At 66.4% G+C, this 21615-nt stretch carries 20 protein-coding genes; 9 read left to right on the plus strand and 11 right to left on the minus strand.

Going from position 1 to position 21615, the window contains the following annotated elements; genetic code table 11:
* Positions 1 to 117 precede the first annotated feature (117 nt).
* Together secA and HH308_RS03130 are read left to right on the plus strand one after the other, a co-directional pair.
* On the plus strand, positions 118 to 2946 hold the full coding sequence (secA, locus tag HH308_RS03125) for a preprotein translocase subunit SecA (protein ID WP_170192711.1): 2829 nt from the start codon (positions 118 to 120) through the stop codon (positions 2944 to 2946).
* Between the two features lie 68 nt (positions 2947 to 3014).
* A complete protein-coding gene (locus HH308_RS03130) occupies positions 3015 to 3572 on the plus strand; it encodes an Rv3235 family protein (protein WP_170192712.1) in 558 nt (185 codons plus the stop codon).
* A 106-nt stretch (positions 3573 to 3678) separates the two neighbouring features.
* Here HH308_RS03130 and HH308_RS03135 read toward each other — a convergent pair whose 3' ends face one another.
* Positions 3679 to 4758 carry a 2,3-butanediol dehydrogenase gene (locus tag HH308_RS03135; protein WP_170192713.1) on the minus strand — a complete coding sequence of 360 codons (1080 nt, stop codon included), beginning with the start codon at positions 4756 to 4758 and terminating at the stop codon, positions 3679 to 3681.
* A gap of 156 nt (positions 4759 to 4914) precedes the next feature.
* Between HH308_RS03135 and HH308_RS03140 the strand changes: the two genes are divergently transcribed.
* From HH308_RS03140 to HH308_RS03165, 6 genes are all read left to right on the plus strand, one after another.
* Positions 4915 to 6378, plus strand: a complete 1464-nt coding sequence (locus HH308_RS03140) for a wax ester/triacylglycerol synthase family O-acyltransferase (RefSeq protein ID WP_170192714.1) — start codon at positions 4915 to 4917, stop codon at positions 6376 to 6378.
* Between the two features lie 11 nt (positions 6379 to 6389).
* Positions 6390 to 6887 (plus strand): DUF6912 family protein, encoded by a 498-nt coding sequence (locus tag HH308_RS03145; RefSeq protein WP_170192715.1) that lies wholly within the window; start codon positions 6390 to 6392, stop codon positions 6885 to 6887.
* A gap of 66 nt (positions 6888 to 6953) precedes the next feature.
* Positions 6954 to 8075, plus strand: a complete 1122-nt coding sequence (locus tag HH308_RS03150; RefSeq protein WP_170192716.1) for a ferredoxin reductase — start codon at positions 6954 to 6956, stop codon at positions 8073 to 8075.
* A 141-nt stretch (positions 8076 to 8216) separates the two neighbouring features.
* Positions 8217 to 8624: a hypothetical protein gene (locus HH308_RS03155; RefSeq protein ID WP_170192717.1), complete on the plus strand. Its 408-nt coding sequence runs from the start codon at positions 8217 to 8219 to the stop codon at positions 8622 to 8624.
* Positions 8625 to 8716: 92 nt separating this feature from the next.
* A complete protein-coding gene (locus tag HH308_RS03160) occupies positions 8717 to 9988 on the plus strand; it encodes a fatty acid desaturase family protein (RefSeq protein WP_170192718.1) in 1272 nt (423 codons plus the stop codon).
* A 27-nt stretch (positions 9989 to 10015) separates the two neighbouring features.
* Positions 10016 to 11218, plus strand: coding sequence for a fatty acid desaturase family protein (locus HH308_RS03165; RefSeq protein ID WP_170192719.1), 1203 nt, complete (start codon positions 10016 to 10018; stop codon positions 11216 to 11218).
* 305 nt (positions 11219 to 11523) lie between these two features.
* On the opposite strand, the gene rsgA is transcribed toward HH308_RS03165, so the two are convergent.
* Together rsgA and aroA are read right to left on the minus strand one after the other, a co-directional pair.
* Positions 11524 to 12579: a ribosome small subunit-dependent GTPase A gene (gene rsgA, locus HH308_RS03170; protein WP_170192720.1), complete on the minus strand. Its 1056-nt coding sequence runs from the start codon at positions 12577 to 12579 to the stop codon at positions 11524 to 11526.
* Entirely contained in the window at positions 12576 to 13859 is a 1284-nt protein-coding gene (gene aroA, locus HH308_RS03175; protein ID WP_170192721.1) for a 3-phosphoshikimate 1-carboxyvinyltransferase, read from the minus strand. The genes rsgA and aroA overlap by 4 nt, the downstream gene beginning before the upstream one ends.
* Before the next feature lie 82 nt (positions 13860 to 13941).
* On the opposite strand from aroA, the gene HH308_RS03180 reads away from it, so the two are divergent.
* Positions 13942 to 14424 carry an NUDIX hydrolase gene (locus HH308_RS03180; protein WP_170192722.1) on the plus strand — a complete coding sequence of 161 codons (483 nt, stop codon included), beginning with the start codon at positions 13942 to 13944 and terminating at the stop codon, positions 14422 to 14424.
* 18 nt (positions 14425 to 14442) lie between these two features.
* On the opposite strand, the gene HH308_RS03185 is transcribed toward HH308_RS03180, so the two are convergent.
* From HH308_RS03185 to HH308_RS03220, 8 genes are all read right to left on the minus strand, one after another.
* A complete protein-coding gene (locus HH308_RS03185) occupies positions 14443 to 15369 on the minus strand; it encodes a TOBE domain-containing protein (protein WP_170192723.1) in 927 nt (308 codons plus the stop codon).
* A gap of 111 nt (positions 15370 to 15480) precedes the next feature.
* The gene (locus HH308_RS03190) at positions 15481 to 16437 is read right to left on the minus strand and encodes a hypothetical protein (RefSeq protein WP_170192724.1); all 957 of its coding nucleotides are present in this window, start codon (positions 16435 to 16437) and stop codon (positions 15481 to 15483) included.
* A 119-nt stretch (positions 16438 to 16556) separates the two neighbouring features.
* Entirely contained in the window at positions 16557 to 17111 is a 555-nt protein-coding gene (locus HH308_RS03195; protein ID WP_211188130.1) for a TerD family protein, read from the minus strand.
* A 5-nt stretch (positions 17112 to 17116) separates the two neighbouring features.
* Positions 17117 to 17641, minus strand: coding sequence for a hypothetical protein (locus HH308_RS03200; RefSeq protein WP_170192726.1), 525 nt, complete (start codon positions 17639 to 17641; stop codon positions 17117 to 17119).
* Between the two features lie 3 nt (positions 17642 to 17644).
* Complete coding sequence (locus HH308_RS03205; RefSeq protein WP_170192727.1) at positions 17645 to 18871, minus strand: toxic anion resistance protein; 1227 nt, start codon at positions 18869 to 18871, stop codon at positions 17645 to 17647.
* An 18-nt stretch (positions 18872 to 18889) separates the two neighbouring features.
* Positions 18890 to 19909: a TerD family protein gene (locus tag HH308_RS03210; RefSeq protein ID WP_312870318.1), complete on the minus strand. Its 1020-nt coding sequence runs from the start codon at positions 19907 to 19909 to the stop codon at positions 18890 to 18892.
* A 10-nt stretch (positions 19910 to 19919) separates the two neighbouring features.
* Positions 19920 to 21038: a DUF475 domain-containing protein gene (locus tag HH308_RS03215; protein WP_246284164.1), complete on the minus strand. Its 1119-nt coding sequence runs from the start codon at positions 21036 to 21038 to the stop codon at positions 19920 to 19922.
* The gene (locus HH308_RS03220) at positions 21031 to 21609 is read right to left on the minus strand and encodes a TerD family protein (RefSeq protein ID WP_170192729.1); all 579 of its coding nucleotides are present in this window, start codon (positions 21607 to 21609) and stop codon (positions 21031 to 21033) included. Before HH308_RS03220 ends, HH308_RS03215 begins: the two co-directional genes overlap by 8 nt.
* Positions 21610 to 21615: the final 6 nt, after the last annotated feature.

Genomic DNA, 21615 nt, shown 5'->3' on the forward strand with positions numbered 1-21615 from the left:
GTCGGAGAGCCGAACGGTCCCAGACCCGTACCATGTCAGAGGGTCTGTCGATTCACCGTGACTGTCGGGTGGGTGGCAGACGAGGAACTTCTCGCAAGTCAACTAGAGGGATTGCCAGTGCTCAACAAGCTGCTTCGGGTCGGCGAAGGTCGAATGGTCAAGCGATTGGATGCGATCGCGTCGCATGTCGAGTCGCTGTCCGACGAGATGGAAGCACTGTCCGACAACGATCTGCGCGGCAAGACCGAAGAGTTCAAGGAGCGCATCGCCGACGGTGCGTCACTCGACGAACTGCTCCCCGAGGCGTTCGCCGTCGCGCGGGAGGCGTCCTGGCGCGTGCTCGACCAGAAGCACTTCCACGTGCAGATCATGGGCGGCGCCGCGCTGCACTACGGCAACATCGCCGAGATGAAGACCGGTGAGGGCAAGACCCTGACCTGCGTGTTGCCCGCATACCTCAACGCCCTGTCCGGTGACGGCGTCCACGTCGTCACCGTCAACGACTACCTCGCCAAGCGCGACTCCGAGTGGATGGGCCGCGTGCACCGGTTCCTCGGTCTCGACACCGCGGTGATTCTGACCGGCATGAGCCCCGACGCCCGGCGTGCGGCCTACGCCGCCGACATCACCTACGGCACCAACAACGAGTTCGGCTTCGACTACCTGCGCGACAACATGGCGCATTCCCTCGAAGAGCTGGTGCAGCGCGGTCACACTTTCGCCATCGTCGACGAGGTGGACTCGATCCTCATCGACGAGGCCCGCACCCCGCTGATCATCTCCGGCCCGGCCGAAGGGTCGAGCAAGTGGTACACCGAGTTCGCACGCCTCGCGCCGTTGCTCAAGCTCGACGTCCACTACGAGATCGATCTGCAGAAGAAGACCGTCGGCGTCCACGAGGCCGGCGTCGAATTCGTCGAAGATCAGCTCGGCATCGACAACCTGTACGAGGCGACGAACTCGCAGCTGGTCGGCTATCTGAACAACGCGATCAAGGTCAAGGAACTCTTCCAGCGCGACAAGGACTACATCGTCCGCAACGGCGAAGTGCTGATCGTCGACGAGTTCACCGGTCGCGTGCTCGACGGTCGCCGATTCAACGAGGGCCTGCACCAGGCGATCGAGGCCAAGGAAGGCGTCGAGATCAAGGCGGAGAATCAGACGCTCGCCACCATCACGTTGCAGAACTACTTCCGGCTCTACGACAAACTCGGCGGCATGACCGGTACCGCCGAGACCGAGGCCGCCGAGTTCGACCAGATCTACAAGCTCGGCGTGCTGCCCATCCCGACCAACAAGCCGATGATCCGCAAGGATCAGACCGACCTCATCTACAAGACCGAAGAGGCCAAGTTCGACGCCGTCGTCGACGATGTGACCGAGCGTCACGAGAAGGGGCAGCCGGTCCTCATCGGCACCACCAGCGTCGAGCGTTCGGAGTACCTGTCACGCCAGCTGGAGCGCCGCGGCATCCCGCACACGGTGCTGAACGCGAAGTTCCACGAGCAGGAGGCGCAGATCATCGCCGAGGCCGGGCGCACCGGCGCGGTCACCGTCGCCACCAACATGGCCGGCCGCGGCACCGACGTCGTGCTCGGCGGTAACCCCGACATCATCGCCGACACACGCCTGCGCAAGGCCGGTCTCGACCCGGTGCGTACGCCCGACGAGTACGAAGAGGCCTGGGACGAGGCGATCACCGTCGCCCGCACGGATGCCTCCGACGAAGCCGAAGCGGTCCGCGCCGCGGGCGGACTGTACGTGCTGGGTACCGAGCGCCATGAATCGCGCCGCATCGACAATCAGCTGCGCGGCCGGTCCGGCCGCCAGGGCGACCCGGGCGAGTCGCGCTTCTACCTGTCACTGGGTGACGAGTTGATGCGACGATTCAACGGTGCGGCCCTCGAAGCCATCATGAACCGGGTCAACCTGCCCGACGACGTGCCGATCGAGGCGAAGATGGTCACCAAGGCCATTCGCAGCGCGCAGACGCAAGTCGAGTCGCAGAACTTCGAGATCCGCAAGAACGTCCTCAAGTACGACGAGGTGATGAACGAGCAGCGCAAGATCATCTACGCCGAGCGTCGCACGATTCTGGAGGGGCAGGATCACAGCGAGCAGGTGCAGCAGATGATCGACGACGTCGTCGGCGCGTACGTCGACGGCGCGACCGAGACCGGCTACGCCGAGGACTGGGACCTCGACGAGCTGTGGACGGCGCTGCGGTCGCTCTACCCGATCAACCTCGACCCGAAGAAAGTCGTCGGCGAGACCGAGTACGGTGAGCGCGACGACGTCAGCGCCGAGGAGCTCAAGGAACTGCTGGTCACCGACGCCCACAATGCCTATGACCGGCGCGAGGACGAGATCGCCCAGATCGCGGGCGACGGAGCGATCCGTCAGCTCGAGCGGTCCATCCTGCTCAGCGTGCTCGACCGCAAGTGGCGCGATCATCTGTACGAGATGGACTACCTGCGCGAGGGCATCCACCTGCGGTCGATGGCTCAGCAGGACCCGGTCGTCGAGTATCAGCGCGAGGGCTACGACATGTTCAACGGCATGCTCGAAGGCCTGAAGGAGGAGACACTCGGTTTCCTCTTCAACGCCCAGGTGGAAGTAGAGGCGCCGCCGCAGCCGACGCTGCAGGTACCCGTCGCGCCGGCCGAGCCGCTGTTGCCGGGCAAGGCGGACCCAGTGACGGTCCAGGAGGGCGACACCACCGAGGCCCCCGCCGCGTTGCGGGCACGTGGGGTCAGCGCTCCGGTCGACGTGCCGAAGACCTATTCGGGGCCGGCCGAAGACGGCGGTACCGAATTCTCTTCGGACGCAGAGGAACTCGAAGATCCCGCCCTCGCGACGGCGAGCCGGCGGGAGCGTCGTGCGGCCGCACGGTCGGGCACCCGGACCACCGCGAAGCCGCCGAAAGCCAAGAAGAAGCGCCGCTGAGACGTCGACCGCGAAAATTCTTCGGTTCGAATGGAACCGAACAGGGGTGTCGCTGCGTCTCTTAGAGCATGGAAACGACGCACCTGTTGGTTCGACCGGCCCCGCGGTATGAGCATGCCGGACAATGGTTCGGTTCGCAGTCGTCCGACGCGCCCGCGGTTGCGGTGTCGCCGCCGGCGTCGCAGCGACCGCCGTCCGCCGATGCCGCCCCGCTCGATGATTCGATCGCGCGGGAGGCGCGCACCTTCGTCATCGGCGCGATGACGCAGGTCCTCGAAGTCGTGGACCGACGCCGCGGGGTGGGCCACCTCACGGATCTGGTGATGCCGCACGTCATCGACCAGGTCACGTCGTTGCTCCGTGCTTGCGAGGTCGCCGCAGCGTCCGGCGGCGCCACGCCGCCGCCCGTGCCGACGGCGGCGTTGCGTCGTGTCCACATCCAGATGTGCGGTCCCGCCGAAGCGGAGTTCTTCGGCAGCTATGTTCGCGGCGCGCGCGTCCAGGCGTTCGCCGGACGCGTGGAACAGTCGTCGGTGCGAGTCCGCAACGAGCCCGGCGCGGGACGCTACGAACGGTCGAAGAAGACCGAATTACGTTGGCGCATAAGGTCTATGGCATTGGGTTAGGTGCGACGCAGGGAGGTGGTCCGGCTAGCACTTCGTCGACGTTATTGCGCCGACACGGCGTCGAACAATCGCAACAACGTCGAGAAAGTCTTGGATCGCCGATCGCCTACCCCAGACCCGCGCCCGACGGTGACACCAGAATCTTGACGGCGGTCTCGTTGCGGTTGAGCAGCGTGTCGTAGCCGTCGGTGACCAAGTCGTCGAGCGCGATCTTGCCGGTGATGAAGGGGGACAAGTCGATTCGGCCGCTCTCGACCAGGGCGATGGTCTGCGGATGACTGTTGACGTAGGCGATGGTGCCGCGCATGTCGATCTCCTTGAGGACCAGCTTCTGCATCTCGATGCTGCCCGGGTGACCCCAGATCGACACCACCACAAGCACTCCGGTGGGCTTGAGGGCGTCGAACAGGGTGTCGAGCGCGGGCTGCACCGAGGTGCACTCGAACCCGACGTCGGCGCCGCGTCCACCGGTGAGCTCGGCGACCCGCGCGACGACGTCGTCGGTCGTCGGATCGAGGACATGCGCGGCGACGCCCGACTCGGTAGCCTTCGCCCGACGCAGCGAGCTGGGTTCGCTGATGATCACCTCGATGCCCTGCGCCTTGCAGATGGCCGCGGTGAGCAGGCCGATCGGTCCAGCGCCGGTGATCAGCGCGACGTCGCCCTCGCTGGCGTCGCTGCGCGCAACCGCGTGGAAGCCGACGGCGAGTGGTTCGATGAGCGCGGCCTGGTCGAGCGGCACCGAATCGGCGACCTTGTGCACCCACCGCTGCTGCACCACGATCTTCTCCGCGAGTCCGCCACCGTGACCGCCGAGGCCGATGAAATTCATGTCCGGCGACAGGTGGTAGTCGTGGCTGGCCGGACCGGTGTCGACGTCGTCGTGCAGGATGTACGGCTCGACGACGACGTGGTCGCCGACGGCCAGGTCGGTGACACCCTCGCCCACCGCGCTGACCACGCCCGACATCTCGTGACCGATGGTGATCGGAGCGCTCTCGCCGCTGATCGGCTGCGGATGGCCGGCCGGCGGAATGAAGATCGGGCCGTCTGCGAATTCATGCAGGTCGGTGCCGCAGATACCGCACCAGGCGACGTCGATGCCGACGGTGCCGGGCTGCAATTCGGGTTCGGGAATGTCTTCGATCCGAACATCGCCACGGTCGTAGTAGCGGGCAGCGCGCATGGGGACTCCTGTGTGATCTGGGAACCTCGTGGGGAGGACTGTCGTGCATCCCACCCTCGTCGTCGACGTGCACGCGCTCAACCGTTGCAAGGGGTTGCATTGCCGCCGCGGCAACCCGGGTGGTTGCGCAGGTCACCGACTAAGATCGGACCCATCATGGTGAATCGATTGTCCCCGCGCGATGCGATGTTCTATTTCCTCGACGAAGCAGGCTCGACGACGCACCTCGGTGCCCTGATGGTGCTGGAAAAGCGGCCGACCGGCTCCGACGACGACGCACAGACCGTCGCCGACCTCGACTTCACCACGTTGGTCGGGCTCGTCGAGAACCGCTTGCAGTTCGTTCCGCACTACCGGCAGATGGTCAAGACCGTCACCCTGGGGCTCGCCCGTCCGGTGTGGGTCGACGACCCGGGCTTCGACATCAACTTCCACGTCCGGCGTGCGGGGCTGCCGCGGCCGGGCGGCTACGAACAGCTGCACGACCTCGTCGGGCGCATCATGTCCCGGCCGCTCGATCGCAAACGGCCACTGTGGGAGCTGTACCTGGTCGAGGGGATGGCCGACGGTCGGCTCGCGATACTGACCAAGACTCACCGCAGCCTCATCAACGGCGGCGATTCGCTGGAGATCAGCGAGGTGCTGCTCGATCGCAGCCCGGAGCTGCGGGCGTTCAGCGAGGATTTCTGGATGCCGGGGTCGGTGCCGGGGAATGTGGCGCTGACTCTCGGGGCAGTCGCCGACGCGCTCGCCCGGCCCGGCGAGATGGTCGACGCGATGGTCAGCGGAAACGGCCCGGTGAGCGATTTCCGTTCTCTCGCACAGGAATCCGCGCGCGCCCTGGGCGGTTTCGTGCAGCAGGCGGTCAGCGGTGCACCGGCCAGCCCGTTGAACAGCGCGAAGACGTCGACGCGTACCTTCACCGCGGCGTCGGTACCGGTCAGCGACTGCGCGGCCATCGCCGAGCGCTACCAGTGCACCGTCAACGACGTCGAATTGGCGGTGATCACCGGTGTGATGCGACGCTGGATCCTGTCGTCGACCGACATCCTGCCCGGCGGGATGTCGATCCGGGTAGCGCTGCCGTTGTCGGCGCGCGGAGCCGACGAGCCGGTCGACGACGACGCGTCGCCCAGTTGGTTCGCCGACGATGCCCGCGGCTTCGTCACCGACCTTCCGGTGGCGGAAGCGAATCCCGCGGTGCGGCTGGCGCAGGTCGCGGGCCTGGCCAATCGGTACTCGCAGTCGTCGCGGCGCCAGGCGCAGGGCGCGCAGCCGTTCCTGCCCGAATTGGGCATGGTGCCGTTCGCCGACTTCAGTTCGCGGGTGTTCAGCAGCTTCAGCCAGCGCACCTACAACCTGCCGATCGCGATCGCCGAGCAGCCGATCGAACAACGGTATCTGCTGGGCTGGACGGTCACCGACGTCTACCAGGTACCGGTCTTGTTGGCGCAGCGAGCGCTCGCGGTGAGCGTCGTCGTCTATGCCGACCGCGTCCAGTTCGGATTCCTGGGGGATCGGGGCGTGCTCTCCGATCTGCCCGCGATGGCCGGCTATGTTGCCGAATCATTCGATGAATTGCTCGCGGCGTCGCGCCATGCGACGCCGACCGAAGGCTGAGAAGGGGACGCATGAGGGTATATCTGCCTGCGACGCTGGAGATGCTGTCGACGCTGACCGACGACGGGCACTTTCAGCCGGTCGGCGGCACCGCGTTCGCGGTGACGCCGACGCTGCGTGAGTCGTTCTTCGCCGGCGACGACGACGAACTCGCCGAGGCCGCCATGCGCGAGGCGGCGCGGGCGTCGCTGCGGTTGATCGCCGCGCAAGAGCCCGGTGAGCTGCCCGTCCGACGCGCGGTGGTCGCCGCCGACGTCGAGGAGGTGAAACTGCGCCCCGACCTCGACGACGCCGTGGTGAAGGTCAGCGGCCCGATAGCGTTGAAATCCGTTGCGGCCGTTCACGTCGACGGCGCCGACGCCGAGGGCGCGGTACGTAAGGCGAGTGCCGTCATCGACGCGGCCGACCTCGGCGACGAAGACGCCGAACTCGCGGTCGGCGACGCCGAAGACTTCGACCTCGGGTGGTATGCGACGCAGGAACTGCCGTTCTTGTTGGAGTTGTTGTAGCGCGGGCATCGTACGGTAACCTACGGAAGCGTAACTTGTGTTTCCGTAGGAGAAGGGAAGGCCGCCATGGGTTGGCTTGAGCGGTTCGAAGCGCCGGTCGAAGGCGTCGCAGCGCGCTATCGCGGCACGCACTGGGCTCGGGCGGCCGTCGCGCGGATCACCACGCCGCTGCTGCCCGACGACTACCTTCATCTGGCGAATCCGCTGTGGTCGGCGCGTGAACTGCGCGGCAAGGTGGTTTCGGTCATCGCCGAATCCGACGACACCGCGACGCTCGTCATCCAGCCGGGGTGGGGCTTCTCGTTCGACTATGAACCCGGCCAGTACATCGGCATCGGCGTGCTGGTGGGCGGCCGGTGGACGTGGCGTTCGTACTCGCTGACGTCGACTCCGGCGACGCCGAACGGACCGCGGCAGAAGACCGTTGCCATCACCGTGAAGGCCATGCCGGAAGGCCGCCTGTCGACGCACCTCGTGAACGGGGTCGCGCCCGGTACCGTGGTGCGGCTCGCATCGCCGCAGGGCGAGTTCACCCTGCCCGATCCGCTCCCCGCCAAAATCGCGTTCCTCACCGCGGGCAGCGGCATCACCCCGATCATCTCGATGCTGCGTACCATGCGACATCGCAACCAGCGCACCGACATTCGCGTGATCCACTCGACGCCGACGCCGGACTCGCTGCTGTTCGCCGATGAGTTGGCCGGTTACCAGGCGGACGGTCTCATCGACCTGCATGTGCAGTACACGCGGACCGACGGCAAGCTCACCGAGGATCTGCTCGGGCAGTTGTGTCCGGACTGGGCGACTCGTCAGACGTGGGCGTGCGGCCCCAGCGGATTCCTGGACCTGCTGCATGGGATCTGGCGCGACGTCGACGCCGAGGATCACCTGCACATCGAGCGGTTCGCACTCGAACGCGGAGCGGTCGGCGCGACGGGTGGCACCGTCACCTTCGGGCGGGAGGGCAAGTCCACCGAAGTCGACGGTGCGACGACGCTGCTCGAAGCAGGCGAAGAGGCCGGGGTGATCATGCCTTTCGGCTGCCGTATGGGCATCTGCCAGAGCTGTGTGGTCATGCTCGACAAGGGCTGTGTACGCGACCTGCGGACGGGCGTGGAGCATGTCGAAGGTGAGCGCATTCAGACGTGCGTGAGCGCCGCTGCGGGGGACTGCACGCTCGACGTGTGAGCCGCGCTCCTGTGAGTTTGCCGCGAACTGGCTTCCATGAGGTGCCTTCGGGCGCAATCGGTGGCAACGTGAGTGGTGGTTCCGCGTCGCAGTGCGCGCGTGAATCCTCAACCATCCCAGTGGGATTCGACAGGAGTCATCATGTTTCACACATTTCGGACTCGCCGCGCGCTGCTCGCGGCCGGACTGTTCGTCGCACTGTCGGCGGTGGTGACGCCGACAGTCGCCGCGGCCGCGCCGGATTTCTCCGGCTTCACCGGCACTTGGACTTCGGCGGGCGGCACGGTGTCCATCGGACCGGGAGGCACGGGTACCGAGACGCTCGCCGACAACGCGCAGGTGCAGTTCCGATTGACGTCGGTCGACAACAGCATCGGTGACGGAATGGTCACGCGCAGTTCGAACTCCGGCGATGCCGCGGTCGGCGCACCGATCAGCGTGTGGACCACCGCGCTCGGCGACGGACCGTTGCTGACCGTGGTGACCGGATCGTCGAATGCGTACTACTGCAGCCAGGCGGTGGTCACCGGCGGGGAGTGCGTGGCCTGAGAGTGGTGCGCGCCACGTGCCCTAGACAACCTACGGTGAAGTAACCTACGATTGCGTAGGTTAGTACGACGCAAGTAGGAGACGACTAGAACATGGCGATCTCAGACATCCCCGAATACGCGCATCTGTCGCCCAGCGACGTCGAAGCGCTGGGCGTGGAGCTCGATGCCATCCGCGCCGACATCGAAGCCGATCGCGGCGAACGCGATGCCCGCTATATCCGCAATACGATCCGTTTTCACCGTGGCCTGGAATTGACCGGCCGCGCGCTGATCTTCGGGTCGCGCAAGCGATCGATGCGGTGGGCCGGCGCCGGTACGCTCGGCGTCGCGAAAATCATCGAGAACATGGAACTCGGCCACAACGTGATGCACGGCCAGTGGGACTGGATGAATGATCCGGAAGTGCATTCCACGAGTTGGGAATGGGACAATACCGGCCCATCGGCGCACTGGAAGCACACCCACAATTACATTCATCACAAGTACACCAACGTGCTGGGCATGGACGACGATGTGGGCTACGGGCTGTTGCGGGTCACCCGCGATCAGCGGTGGCGCCCGTTCTACCTCGGTAACCTCGTCTACAACACGCTGCTCGCGATGTTCTTCGAATACGGTGTCGCCGCACAGCATTTGGAGCTCGGCCGCAAGCGCAAGACCGAGGCCGATCAGCTGGCGCTCAAGCGTGATCTCGCCGACGTCGGTGCGAAGATCGGTCGACAGGTCGGCAAGGATTACGTCGTCTACCCGGTGGCCGTCGGTCTCGCGACCCGTTCGCGGCAGGGAGTGTTCAGCGCGATGAAGGCCAATCTGATGGCCAATATCATTCGCAATCTGTGGACCAATGCGGTGATCTTCTGCGGACATTTCCCCGACGGTGCGGAGAAATTCACCAAGAAGGACATGGACAACGAGACGCACGCCGAATGGTATCTGCGGCAGATGCTCGGCAGCGCCAATTTCCACGCCGGTCCGGTGATGGGCTTCATGAGCGGAAACCTGTCCTATCAGATCGAGCATCATCTGTTCCCCGATCTGCCGAGCAATCGGCTGCCGGAGATCTCGGTGCGGGTGCAGGCGCTGTGCGAGAAGTACGACCTGCCGTACACCACCGGGTCGCTCCCGGTTCAGTACGCGAAGTCATGGCGCACGATCGCCAAACTGTCGTTGCCGAACAAGTACCTCACCGCGACGTCGGACGACGCGCCGGAGACGGCGTCGGAGAAGCGGTTCGACAATCTCGGTGAGGACGACGAGCGTCTCTACCGCGGCGTCGACCCGCAGACGGGACGTCGACGCGGCCTGCGCACGGCGATCGCCGCGGCGCGGGAACGCAAGCGTGCCGACCGGCTCGCGGCTTGATCACAATAGAGCGCATAATGGGTTCCGATGGCGATCACTGATGTAAATGCGTACGCCCATCTGACCGAAGCGGACGTGGAGGCCCTGGGCGCTGAACTGGACGCGCTGCGGCGCGAGGTCGAATCCGACCTCGGGCCGCGCGACGTCCGATACCTGCATCGCACGATCCTGGCCCACCGTGCGCTCGAAATCATCGGGCGCGCAGCACTTCTCGGGTCTCATCGACGGTCGCTGTGGTTGCTCGGCACCACCGCGCTGTCGTTGTCGAAGATCATCGAGAACATGGAACTCGGCCACAACGTGATGCACGGCCAGTGGGATTGGATGAACGATCCCGAGGTGCACTCCACCACGTGGGAGTGGGACATGGTGTGCGCCGCTCCGCACTGGAAGCACTCGCACAATTTCATCCACCACAAGTACACCAACATCGTCGGGCTCGACGACGACGTGGGCTACAAGGTTCTGCGAGTGACCCGAGACGAGCCGTGGCAGCCCAAACGGCTGATGCAGCCGTTGTCGAACATCGTGCTCGCCGCGACGTTCGAGTGGGGTATCGCCCTGCATGATCTGGCACTCGGCGAGGTCATCAGAGGCACTAAGCCCAAGGACATCGCCTACCCGCAGATCAAGGAGTTCGTCCGTAAGGCGGCTCGCCAGTTGGGCAAGGACTACCTGCTCTACCCGGCGCTGACCGGACCCAACTTCAAGCACACCCTGACCGCGAATCTGACGGCAAACCTGGTGCGCAATCTGTGGGCCTATCTGGTGATCTTCTGCGGTCATTTCCCCGACGGCGCGGAGAAGTTCACCGTCGAGTCGTTGGAGAACGAGACGCACGGTCAGTGGTACCTGCGGCAGATGTTGGGCACCGCGAACTTCGACTCGGGCCCGGCGATGGCGTTCCTGTCCGGCAATCTGTCGTATCAGATCGAGCATCACCTGTATCCGGACCTGCCCAGCAACCGGCTGCCGGAGATCGCGGTCCGCGTACGCGAACTGTGCGTCAAATACGACCTCCCTTACACAACTGGTCCGATGTCGGTGCAGTACCTGCAAACGCTGCGCACCATCAACAAGTTGGCGCTGCCGGATCGCTTCCTGACCGCTACGTCCGACGACGCCCCGGAGACGGCGTCCGAGCGACGCTTCGCGGGGCTCGCGAAACGGTCGCGAGGACTGAAGACGGCGATCGCGGAGCTACGCGCGCAGAAGCGTCGCCGGCGGTAGGAGCTCGGGGGTCGGGAGCGCGACCTTCGGCCTCCTCGGTGGGGAGGGGTTGACCCCCCGCTCCCCGAGTGCCGATGGGGAAGTGCGCCCCCGCTCCGAGCGCCGATGGGCGGTGCGGAAATGCGACCCCGCTCCCCGAGTGCCGAAGCGAGGAACGAGCTTCGGTGTAGCCGCCGTGCTGAGTGACCGCGAGGAACGAGCGGTTGTAACGAAGTAGAGGGGCAGGTGAGCCGAAAACCCAACTGGGGAACGAGATTTGGGGAGCCCACTGCTTCCAGGAGCACAGCCGACGTCACCGACCACTCTCACTCCGGCAGCGACGTTTCCGGATCCTCTTCGGTCTCGACGCCGCTCACCGCGGCCAGCAGCCGTCGTACCGCCATGGCCCGACGATGCGAGTGACCCTCCAGCTCGTCGAGCGCGCATTCCGGATCGGCGGGCGGGCCCAAGTGCGTGCAGCCGCGCGGACAGTTCTCGATCGCGTCGCGCAGGTCGTCGAAGGCGTCGACGATGTCGTTCGCGCTGACGTGAGCCAGCCCGAAGGAGCGGATGCCCGGGGTGTCGATCACCCAGCCCTGCGGCCCGCCGTCGTCGGGGAGCGCCAGCGCAACCGATTGCGTCGACGTATGCCGTCCCTTCCCAACGCCGGATACCACTCCGGTGGCCCGATCTGCCTGCGGCACAAGACGATTGACGAGTGTTGACTTGCCGACGCCGGAGTGTCCGATCAGTGCGGTCACCTTGCCGCGCAGGATCGCCGACACATCGTCGAGCGGATCGGCCCGACCGGCCAGCACCACCGGCAGATCCAGGTCGGCGAATGCGGCCCGGAAGTCGGCGCCGTCGGCGAGATCCGACTTCGTCAGGCACAGGATGGGCGACAATCCGCCCACATACGCGGCGGCGAGCGCCCGTTCGACGAATCCGGTCCGCGGCGGCGGATCAGCGAGCGCGGTCACGATCAGCAGTTGATGCGCATTCGCGACGACGATCCGCTCGTACGGATCGGTGTCGTCGGCGGTGCGTCGGAGCACCGTCGACCGCTGCGCCACCCGGACGACCCGCGCGAGTGTGTCCGGGCGACCGCTGACATCCCCGACGACCGACACGTTGTCGCCGACGACGATCGGGGTGCGGCCCAGCTCGCGGGCACGCATCGCGACGACGATGGAGTCGGGGTCGCCGCCCAGCGCGCAGCCCCACCGGCCGCGATCGACCGACACGACCATCGCGTCGGTGGCGTCGGAATGCGCGGGTCGGGTCTTGGTGCGCGGCCTCGACCCCTTGCCGGGGCGCACGCGCACGTCGGACTCGTCGTAGCTGGCCGCGTCCCGGCCCCCACGCCGGCGCCCCGGGCTCACTGCTCGCCGATCATCGCGCTCCACATTCCGGGAAAGTCGGGCAGCGTCTTACTCGTCGTGGCGATGTCGTCGACGCCGACCCCCTCGACGACCAGGCCGATCAGGGCGCCCGCCGTCGCCATCCGATGATCGGCGTAGGAATGCCATACCCCGCCGTGCAGCGGCCGCCCGACGATCCGCAATCCGTCGGCGGTCTCGGTGCAGTCGCCGCCGAGCCGGTTGATCTCGGTGCTCAACGCGGCCAACCGATCGGTCTCGTGACCGCGTAGATGCCCGATACCCGACAGCACCGACTCGCCGTCGGCGAGCGCACATAGTGCGGCGATCGTCGGGGTCAACTCTCCGACGGCGCGCAGATCCGCGGTGAGCGGCCGCAGCGATGCCGGCCCCGTCACCGAACACAGGCCATCGGTCAGCGTTGCGGTGGCGCCCATCTGCACAAGTAAGTCCACGATCTGAGCCCCCGGCTGCGTCGTCGACGCCGGCCAGCGCGGCACCGACACCGTGCCGCCGGTCGCCGCGGCCGCGGCGAGGAACGCGCCGGCGTTCGACAGGTCCGGCTCGATGCTCCAGTCGACGGCGGCGATCGGACCCGCGGCGATACACCAGGTATCGGCCTCGGTGCGGTCGACGACGACGCCGGCGGTCGCGAGCATGTCCACGGTCATCTCGATGTGCGGCATCGACGGAACCGGTCGACCGCTGTGCCGTACCACGACACCGTCGTCGAATCGGGCGCCCGACAACAACAATCCGGAGACGAACTGCGACGACGCCGACGCGTCGATGGTCACTTCGCCGCCGGGCACCGAGCCCGACGCGGTGACGGTGAACGGCAGGCCGTCGCCGTCGATGTCGACGCCGAGGCCGCGCAGTGCGTTCAGGATGGTGTGCAGCGGTCGGGAACGCGCTTGCTCGTCGCCGTCGAAATGCACCGTTCCGGTGGCCAATGCGGCCACCGGCGGCAGGAAGCGCATCACGGTGCCGGCGAGTCCGCAGTCGACGTCGGCGTCGTGCATGGCAGCGGGGGTGATCGTCACCCTGGTGGGGTCGTCGATGTCGGCGTCGACTCCGATTCCCAACGCGGACAACGCATCGAGCATCAAATCGGTGTCGCGGCTGCGTAACGTGCCGGTGACGGTGCTGACGCCGTCGGCGAGGGCGGCGAGAATGAGAGCGCGATTGGTGATCGACTTCGATCCGGGCAGGTCGACACGAGCGTCGAGACCGGTGGTGAGAGTGGGTGCCTGCCAGACGGATCGACCGCTCGTCGGATTCATGACCTCTAGTCTGTCATGTGCGAAATATCCACCCGTGAAATGCCGATGCGGGGTGACCTTTCACACTTGCGGGTGCAACAATATGGCGGTGCCACGATCCCGATTGCCAAGCGCAGGAATCCTGCTCTTCCGGCTGCGCGCCGGAGCTCCCGAATTCTTGATCGTCCATCCCGGCGGCCCGCTGTGGTCGAAGAAGGACTCCGGTGCATGGTCGATACCGAAAGGTGAGTACCGCCCCGGCGACGACCCGCTCGAAGCGGCGCGACGCGAGTTCACCGAGGAGACCGGATTTCCGGTTCCCGATGGCCCGCTGATCGAGCTGGGCGATGTCACGCTGAAGAGCGGGAAGGTCGTCACCGGTTACGCGCTGGAGGGCGACATCGACGAAAAAGCCATAGCTAGCAACACTTTTGAGATGGAATGGCCGCCGCGTTCGGGGCGCACGCAGTCATTCCCCGAAGTGGACAAGGCAAGCTGGGCGACGTTCGCGGCGGCCCGCCGCAAGCTCAACCCGGCACAGGGCGAATTCCTGATCCGGCTGCTCAGCGTCGAACTGCCGTCCTGAGGCCGCTCGCCGCGGGACTCAGGTCCGCGGCACCAGCACACACGAGTGGGCCGGGAACTTCACACCGACCGACGTATCGGGTCGGTACATCGCACGACCGGCGACGTCGGCGATCACGGGCTGATCGGGCAGCCCGTCGACCGCCAGCGTCAGCCGCGTCGATGCGCCACGCCACCGCGTGTCGATGATCCGCGCCGTCGTCGCACCGGCCGCCGACGCCGCGCACACCTCGATGTCGTAGGGCCGGATGCAGACGAACGCCGCGGCGCCGGGCGTCCAGCGGTGCCCTCGGGTGGTGGGATAGGCGACGGCCGACAGCATCCGCTGACCCACCGACACCACCGCCGACGCACCGTATACCCGTCCGACCGCGCACTCGATCAGATTCGCGTCACCCAGAAAGCGTGCGGTGAACGTGCTCGGCGGGTGATCCCACAGTTCACCCGGCGTGCCGACGTCGACGAGGCGGTGCTCGCTGATCACCGCGACGCGGTCGGCGACGCTCAGGGCGTCCGTCGGGTCACCGGGCGCGAACACGATCGTCGACGACGGGTGTGTACGACGCAGCGCGGCGACGTCGTCGACGACAGACGGACTGTCGCCGGTGCACACCAGTATCGGCGAGTCTTTCGAAATCCTTGTGGCAGAGGGACTTTCGACGACGTGTACCGGATCGCCGAAGGACACGCTGCCGTGCCGGGCGACGACCATCCCGGCCAGTGCGCGCAGCGCCGTCGTCTTGCCGCCGCCCGTCGGACCGACGAATGCGAGGGTTTCGCCGCGGGCGATTCGCAGGGTGAAATCGGCAAGAGCGACCCGCGCCCGACGACGCCTGCCGTAGGCGACGGTGACCGACGAGAACACCGCCGCGGGCGCCGGCGACACGGCGGCGTCGTCGGAGCCGTGCTCGAGTCCGCGCGCACTGATGTGCAACTGCCGCGACATCAGTTGTCGCCCACCAAGGTTCGAGACGGTTTCGGCCGCATCGGGTCATGATCGCCGACGCGGACGACTATTCGCTGTCGCCCGGTGAAATGGCGTGTGAAGTCCTGCGGGCTAAGCGATGGGGGTGCGGGCGTCGAGCCACGAAATGGTGTCGAATCCGAAGGAGCGGCTGGCCTCCCGGAGCGAACCGTTCATCGGCTGGCCCTCGGCACGCAGCACGTACTCGCCGTCGACGTTGTATATCGACGCGATGATCGTCGTCGACGCCGGGGGCGTGGCATCGATCGGAATGTCGACGCGGCCGCCGCCGAAGGTGGAAATGCTCAGGGTGCCGGTCCAACCGAGGACCGCGCCGGTGGTCGACGTCGCGACGACGATCAGCCGATCGAGTTCCCGCGAGCGGCGCAGGTTGATGCCGAAACTGCCGAAACCGTTGCCGGAGAACGTGATCAGCGGGTCGACGGTAGTCGGCGGCGGCGGACCCTGCGGGTGCGTCGGGTCGATCACCGATGAGTCGCCTGCCGTGTCGGTGACCACGCACGCGAGTGCCAGGGGGCCGGCCGGTGCGTGCAGTTCGATGTCGATCCGGCCGACGCCGGATTGCACGCGGGTCAGCGCGAGCGTCGGCCGGTCGGCTGTCAGCAGTTCGCGGTCGTCCGCGGCGAGGCGACGGACCGGGTGAATCGACGGCGGCTGCGGCGCAACAGGATTGGGCTGTGCCGCAGGCGAAGCCGTGGTCGACAGGCCACCGGACAGGTCGAGGAGGTCGTCGACGACGGGCGGCTGGAGCGGCGTCGACGGTGTGGGGCGGGGCGCGGGGGCGGGCGCCACCGGCGTCGACAGGTCTAGCGAGTCGGGTGCAGAAGGTCCGGGTGCAGACAGATCCAATGGGTTGGGCGACAACGGTTCTGGCGCCGAGAGGTCCAGCGGGTTGGGTGCCGTCGGTATCCGCGCCGGCGGCTCGGTCGGCGGTGGCGCCTGGGATGCGGGGCGCCGATCACGGCGGACATAGTCGATGGTGGGGGATCCGGCCGGGCGCGCGGGTGCCGTCGGCGGCGCCGGACGCACCGGCGAGGGTGCGGGCGTCGGGCGGGGTGGAACAGCTGCGGGTGTGGCAGGTCGCGGTCGGCTCCGCGTCGTGAGGAATCCGAGGTCGGTGCGTCGTGGCGCCGTGGCCGGGTCACCGATCACAGCGGGATCCCGTACTCGGCGGCGACGCCGCGGATTCCGGTGGTGTGCCCCTGGCCGATGACCTTGAATTTCCAGCCGCCGCGGTAGCGGTAGACCTCGCCGAGTGTCGCGGCGGTCTCCGCGTTGAACGTGCCTGCCAGATCCTCCGACCGCACCAATTCGACGTTGTCGGCGCCGTTGACGACCCGCAGCACGCAGCGCCGAAGCTGGCCCAGACTGCGGCGTCGGGCGGTTCCCTCGTTGAGATAGAGCACCGTGACGATCCGACTGACCGAGTCGGGTACCGCGTGCAAGTCGACGTCGATCTGCTCGCGATCGGGTCCCATCACCGATTCGAGTTGGTGCACGGAGAGATTCGGGTCGGCGAGCTGATTGAAGAAGACGAAGTCGTCACCCGAGCGGGCGCGTCCGGTGTCGTCGCACAGGATTGCCGCGAACACCAGGTTCTGATCGATGATGGTCTCGCCGCCGGAGTTCCAGTCGATGCCGAGCACGACGTGGGCCAACGACGGAATCTCGCGCGTCAGTTCGACATTCGCGCCGCGTTGCATGATGGTCACAGCTGAAGATCCGATCGGGAGAACTTGGTTCGCAGGAAATTGCCCTGGGTGCGCAACGCGTCGAGGTCGCGGGACTTCGCTGCGGTGAACACCTCGGCGGCGCTGTCCCACAATAACCCGAGTTGCTCGTCGAGCAGCGCGGCGTTGGGGTCGGTCCCGCCGCGCGGCGATCCACTCCCGGAAAGACTTTGCGCCGCAGCGAGATACGTCGCCAGCGACGTGCGCGCGTAGTCCGCGGCGATGGCCTTCACCGAGATCACCGCGTACACGTCGAGCGGGCGCGTGTCGGCGGTGGCGATCGTCGCGGTCAGCAGATCGCAGATGTAGCGCGAGGTCACGACCGCCCGGTTCGGCAACCGCCCGGCGTGGGCGTTGACATACCAGACCAGCTCGGTGACCAGCCGGTTCAGTTCGGCGGGGGAGTCCTCGCCGAGTCCCGTCCCCCCGTCGGCGTCGGGCGTCGACGGGCGGGCGTCAGAGTTGTCGGATCCTCGGCGGCCGCGGCGAAACCACGAGGTCAACGATTACCCGCCGATCTGCTGCTGCTGAATCCGGGCGAGGTAGGGCTTGGCCTGCTCGATCTGACCCTCGAGCGCGGTCACCGTCTGCGACATCGAATCCACCGCCTGCGCCCGGAACGTGTCGATGGCGTCCATCGCCTGGAACACGTTGTTGAAGGCCAGTTGAAGCTTCTCGACGTCGATCATCGCGCCGGCGGCCTGCTCGTTGATCGCGGCGCCCTGAATGCGCAACTGGTTGGACGTCTGTTCGATGAGATTCGACGTCGTCGTGTTCAGGGCGTTGATCTGGTCGAGGACGAGCTTCTGCCGGGCGAGGGCCTGCGAGACGATCACCGCCGTGCGCAGCGCGGTGATGGTCGTGGTCTGGGCACGATCGACACCCTTGATGAGTTCGAGGTTGTTCTTGCGCACCAGATCCAGAGCCATGTAGCCCTGCACGTTGACGGTCATCTGCGTCATCAGGTCCTGGCGGCGCTGCCGGATCGCGAACAGCGCGTCGGACTTGAGTGTGTTCGCGTCCTCGGCGCGTCCTGCGGCCTCGAGCTGGGCTACCTTCGCCGTGACGGCTTCGTCGAGGGCGCCGGCGAGTTCGTTGTACTCGGCGAGTTTGCCCATCAGCGTCCACATGTTGGTCTTCTCGGTTTCGATGGCCGCGTTGTCTTTACGCAGCTCGTCTTGACCGGAGTCGAGGGCTTTGATGATGGCGTTCAAATGTGTCTGCGACGCTTGGTATTTCGCAAAGTACCGGTCGATGGCGTTGCCGCCGGGCAAGAATTTCAGCAGCTTCTTCGCGCCGGTGAGTTCGGCCCGGCCGGGGTCGAGTTCGGTGACCGTGTTGCGCAGATCGTAGAGGGTGTTGGCGACGCGGGTCTGGGCGTCGCCGCCACCGCCGCCTCGGGCATTGCGCACGGTTGCGGCCGGACGTTCGAGGATCCGATTGGCGACCCCCGCCGACGCTCGCATCTCGCTGGTGCCCATCGAGGTGATGGAGGTGACCTTCTGCGTGAATTCGGGGGAGCGGCTGTCGAGGGAGGCGAGCGAATCGGCGAATGCCGCGGCCTTCGCCTGAAGTTCGGTCTGGGCGGCCGCGGGAACCGCGACGGCGCCGACGGCCTGTTCGGGTTTGACGAGCGTGACCGGGGCCGGCGGCGTCAACACCAGATCGCCGGAGGCCGCGGGTTGTGCGGGCGTCGCCGCGAACGTGCTGCCGCCCAGATCGAGTTCAGACATGAATGTGCCTCTCTAGAGCTATTTGGATCCCGCGGTCCAGCGCAGGCCCCAGTTGTATGCGGCGTCGAGATGCGACTGATCGCCCTCGACGTAACGTTCCTGGCGGATGACCTGAAGGTCGCCGCCCACGTTTTCGAGCATAGCGATCGCGCAGAAGCGCACGCCGTTGCGCGGATTGTCCAGCCGTACCTCCACGGCCGGCCCCGCCGTCGGGAACAGCGTCACCACACCGTTGGCCGCGGACCAGTTCGCGACACCCTCGTAGATGTAGGCGAATACCAGGATGCGCCGGATCTCGTGGGCCCGCGACAAGTCGATGTGCAGGTTCTCGCCGCCGACGGCACTTCCCGAGCGATCGTCGCCGTCGAGCTGGATGACGTTCACCGGGCCGCGCTTGTTGGTGAACGCATTGCCCAGTGCCTGAACGACACCCTTGCTGCCGTCGGTGAACTCGTAGAGGCAACCGAGGTCGAGGTCGATGCGGGGTGTGGCGAGCCGCTTGAAGAATCCGCCCGACGTCGGGGCCGCCGACCAGTTCAGATTGACCCGCATGCTGCCGCCAACCGAACCGTGCTTGGTCAGCGACACCGCGGGCGCATCCTTGGTGAGCGTCACCTTCGACAGCGACACCGGTGGCCCGGCCGGCGGTTGCCCGGTCGGCTGCTGCTGGTAGGCCGGAGGCTGCTGCGGATACTGCTGCTGCGGCGGCGGTGGGTACGCCTGTGGCGGTGCAGGGTAGCCCTGCTGTGGCGGCGGGTACTGAGGTTGCTGCTGGGGGTATTGAGGTTGCGGCGGTTGCGGGTACCCGGGCTGCTGTTGCTGGGGGTATTGAGGTTGCGGTGGTTGCGGATACCCGGGCTGCTGTTGCTGGGGGTACTGCGGTGGTTGCGGGTACCCGGGCTGCTGTTGCGGCGGCGGGTACTGCGAGCCCTGCTGCGGCTGCTGTGGGGGGTAGGTCGGCGCAGCAGGGGGCGGTGGCGGCGACGCCGGGGGTGGATTCGGCGTCGCCTTGGGGCGCTTGTTGTAGTCGATGCCCATCGGGGACTTCCTAACGAGATTGGGTTGTCTGCGGCTCGGGCAGATCGTCGTCGGTCTCGCTCGATTCGTCGTCGGGCATGTTCCTCTTGCGGATGATCGAGCTGATCAGCGAGAGACCGATCAGACCGACGCCGACGAGTCCGACCACGACTTCGGGCACCTCGTAACGCATGGTGATCAGCAGCAAGACCGCAAGGGCGCCGATGGCCCACATCGCGCCATGCTCGAGGAAGACGTATTCGCTGAGCGTGCCCTTGCGGACCAGGAACACCGTCAGAGATCGGATGAACATCGCGCCGACGCCGAGGCCGATGGCGATGATGATCGGATCGGAGGTGATCGCGAATGCGCCGACCACGCCGTCGAAGCTGAACGAGGCGTCGATGAACTCCAAGTAGATGAACAGGAAGAACGCCGCCTTGCCGGTGGCGACCGCCAGCTGCGTGTTGCCGCCGGTCTCTTCGTCTTCTTCGAGGTTGAACAGTTCGCCGAGGCCGTTGACGAGCAAGAAGGTGATCAGGCCGAGGATGCCGGAGAGCAGCACGGTCGAGATCTTGTCCGCCGGGGCGAGGGTGTAGGCCGCGATGGCCAGCGCCGCGAGCGCGATCACCACTTCGAGCTGATCGAGTTTGCCGACCTTCTCCAACGGGCGTTCGACCCAGGTGAGCCAGTTGATCTCCTTTTCCTCGAACAGGAAGCCGAGGAACAGCATCAACAGGAACATGCCTCCGAATGCCGCGATCGCCGGGTGAGCGTCGTTGAGCAGGTAGCCGTAGGTGCCGGGAGTCTCCGGGTCACCCTTCTCCATCGCCAGTCGCAGTGCCTCTGCGGGACTGAGTTTCGCGGTGACCCCGACGACGAGCAGCGGGAACAACAGACGCATGCCGAAGACGGCGATCAGGATGCCGACGGTGAGGAAGATCTTCTGCCAGTACGGGCTCATCTTCTGCAAGATGGTCGCGTTCACCACCGCGTTGTCGAAGGACAACGAGATCTCCAGGACGGCCAGAATTGCCACGACGGCCAATGCGGTCGTGCCGCCGTACCAGAAGCCTCCGGCGAGGCCCAGTACGGCGATGACCAGGGACCAGCCGAACGTTCGCAGGAACGTGGGGTGCGGTTCAGCCAACGTTGACACCGAAGTCCGTGGCGAGACCGTGCAGGCCGTTGACATAACCCTGACCGACTGCGCGGAACTTCCAGTCGGCGCCGTTGCGGTACAGCTCGCCGAAGATCATCGCGGTCTCGCTGGAGGCGTCCTCGGTGAGGTCGTAGCGGGTCAGTTCGGCGCCGTCGGCCTGGTTGAGGACATGGATGTAAGCGTTGCGGACCTGCCCGAACGACTGGCCGCGGGCCTGGCCCTCGTAGATGGTGACGGCGATGATGATGCGATCGACGTTGAGCGGAACCGAGGTGAGTGCGACCTTGAGGACTTCGTCGTCGCCGCCGCTGCCGCCGACCAGGTTGTCGCCGGTGTGCTCGACGGAGCCGTCCGGGCTGGTCAGGTTGTTGAAGAAGACGAAGTGCTGATCCGACAGCACTTTGCCGTTGGTGCCGACCATGAACGCGCTGGCATCCAGGTCGAAGTCCGCACCGCTGGTGGTGCGGGCCTCCCAGCCCAATCCGACGAAAACCGACGTGAGGCCCGGTGCCTCTTTCGTCAGGGAAACATTTCCGCCCTTGGCCAGACTGACACTCATATGACT

Source organism: Gordonia asplenii (genome assembly GCF_012933505.1).
GTDB classification, from domain to species: Bacteria; Actinomycetota; Actinomycetes; order Mycobacteriales; family Mycobacteriaceae; genus Gordonia; species Gordonia asplenii.

Bases quoted from the DNA above. Each gene is read 5' to 3' on its own strand.
- HH308_RS03130 (WP_170192712.1), top strand. From the start codon at position 3,015: ATGGAAACGACGCACCTGTTGGTTCGACCGGCCCCGCGGTATGAGCAT.
- HH308_RS03135 (WP_170192713.1), bottom strand. From the start codon at position 4,758: ATGCGCGCTGCCCGCTACTACGACCGTGGCGATGTTCGGATCGAAGAC.
- HH308_RS03140 (WP_170192714.1), top strand. From the start codon at position 4,915: ATGGTGAATCGATTGTCCCCGCGCGATGCGATGTTCTATTTCCTCGAC.
- HH308_RS03145 (WP_170192715.1), top strand. From the start codon at position 6,390: ATGAGGGTATATCTGCCTGCGACGCTGGAGATGCTGTCGACGCTGACC.
- HH308_RS03150 (WP_170192716.1), top strand. From the start codon at position 6,954: ATGGGTTGGCTTGAGCGGTTCGAAGCGCCGGTCGAAGGCGTCGCAGCG.
- HH308_RS03155 (WP_170192717.1), top strand. From the start codon at position 8,217: ATGTTTCACACATTTCGGACTCGCCGCGCGCTGCTCGCGGCCGGACTG.
- HH308_RS03160 (WP_170192718.1), top strand. From the start codon at position 8,717: ATGGCGATCTCAGACATCCCCGAATACGCGCATCTGTCGCCCAGCGAC.
- HH308_RS03165 (WP_170192719.1), top strand. From the start codon at position 10,016: ATGGCGATCACTGATGTAAATGCGTACGCCCATCTGACCGAAGCGGAC.
- aroA (WP_170192721.1), bottom strand. From the start codon at position 13,859: ATGAATCCGACGAGCGGTCGATCCGTCTGGCAGGCACCCACTCTCACC.
- HH308_RS03180 (WP_170192722.1), top strand. From the start codon at position 13,942: ATGGCGGTGCCACGATCCCGATTGCCAAGCGCAGGAATCCTGCTCTTC.
- HH308_RS03185 (WP_170192723.1), bottom strand. From the start codon at position 15,369: ATGTCGCGGCAGTTGCACATCAGTGCGCGCGGACTCGAGCACGGCTCC.
- HH308_RS03195 (WP_211188130.1), bottom strand. From the start codon at position 17,111: ATGCAACGCGGCGCGAATGTCGAACTGACGCGCGAGATTCCGTCGTTG.
- HH308_RS03205 (WP_170192727.1), bottom strand. From the start codon at position 18,871: ATGTCTGAACTCGATCTGGGCGGCAGCACGTTCGCGGCGACGCCCGCA.
- HH308_RS03210 (WP_312870318.1), bottom strand. From the start codon at position 19,909: ATGGGCATCGACTACAACAAGCGCCCCAAGGCGACGCCGAATCCACCC.
- HH308_RS03220 (WP_170192729.1), bottom strand. From the start codon at position 21,609: ATGAGTGTCAGTCTGGCCAAGGGCGGAAATGTTTCCCTGACGAAAGAG.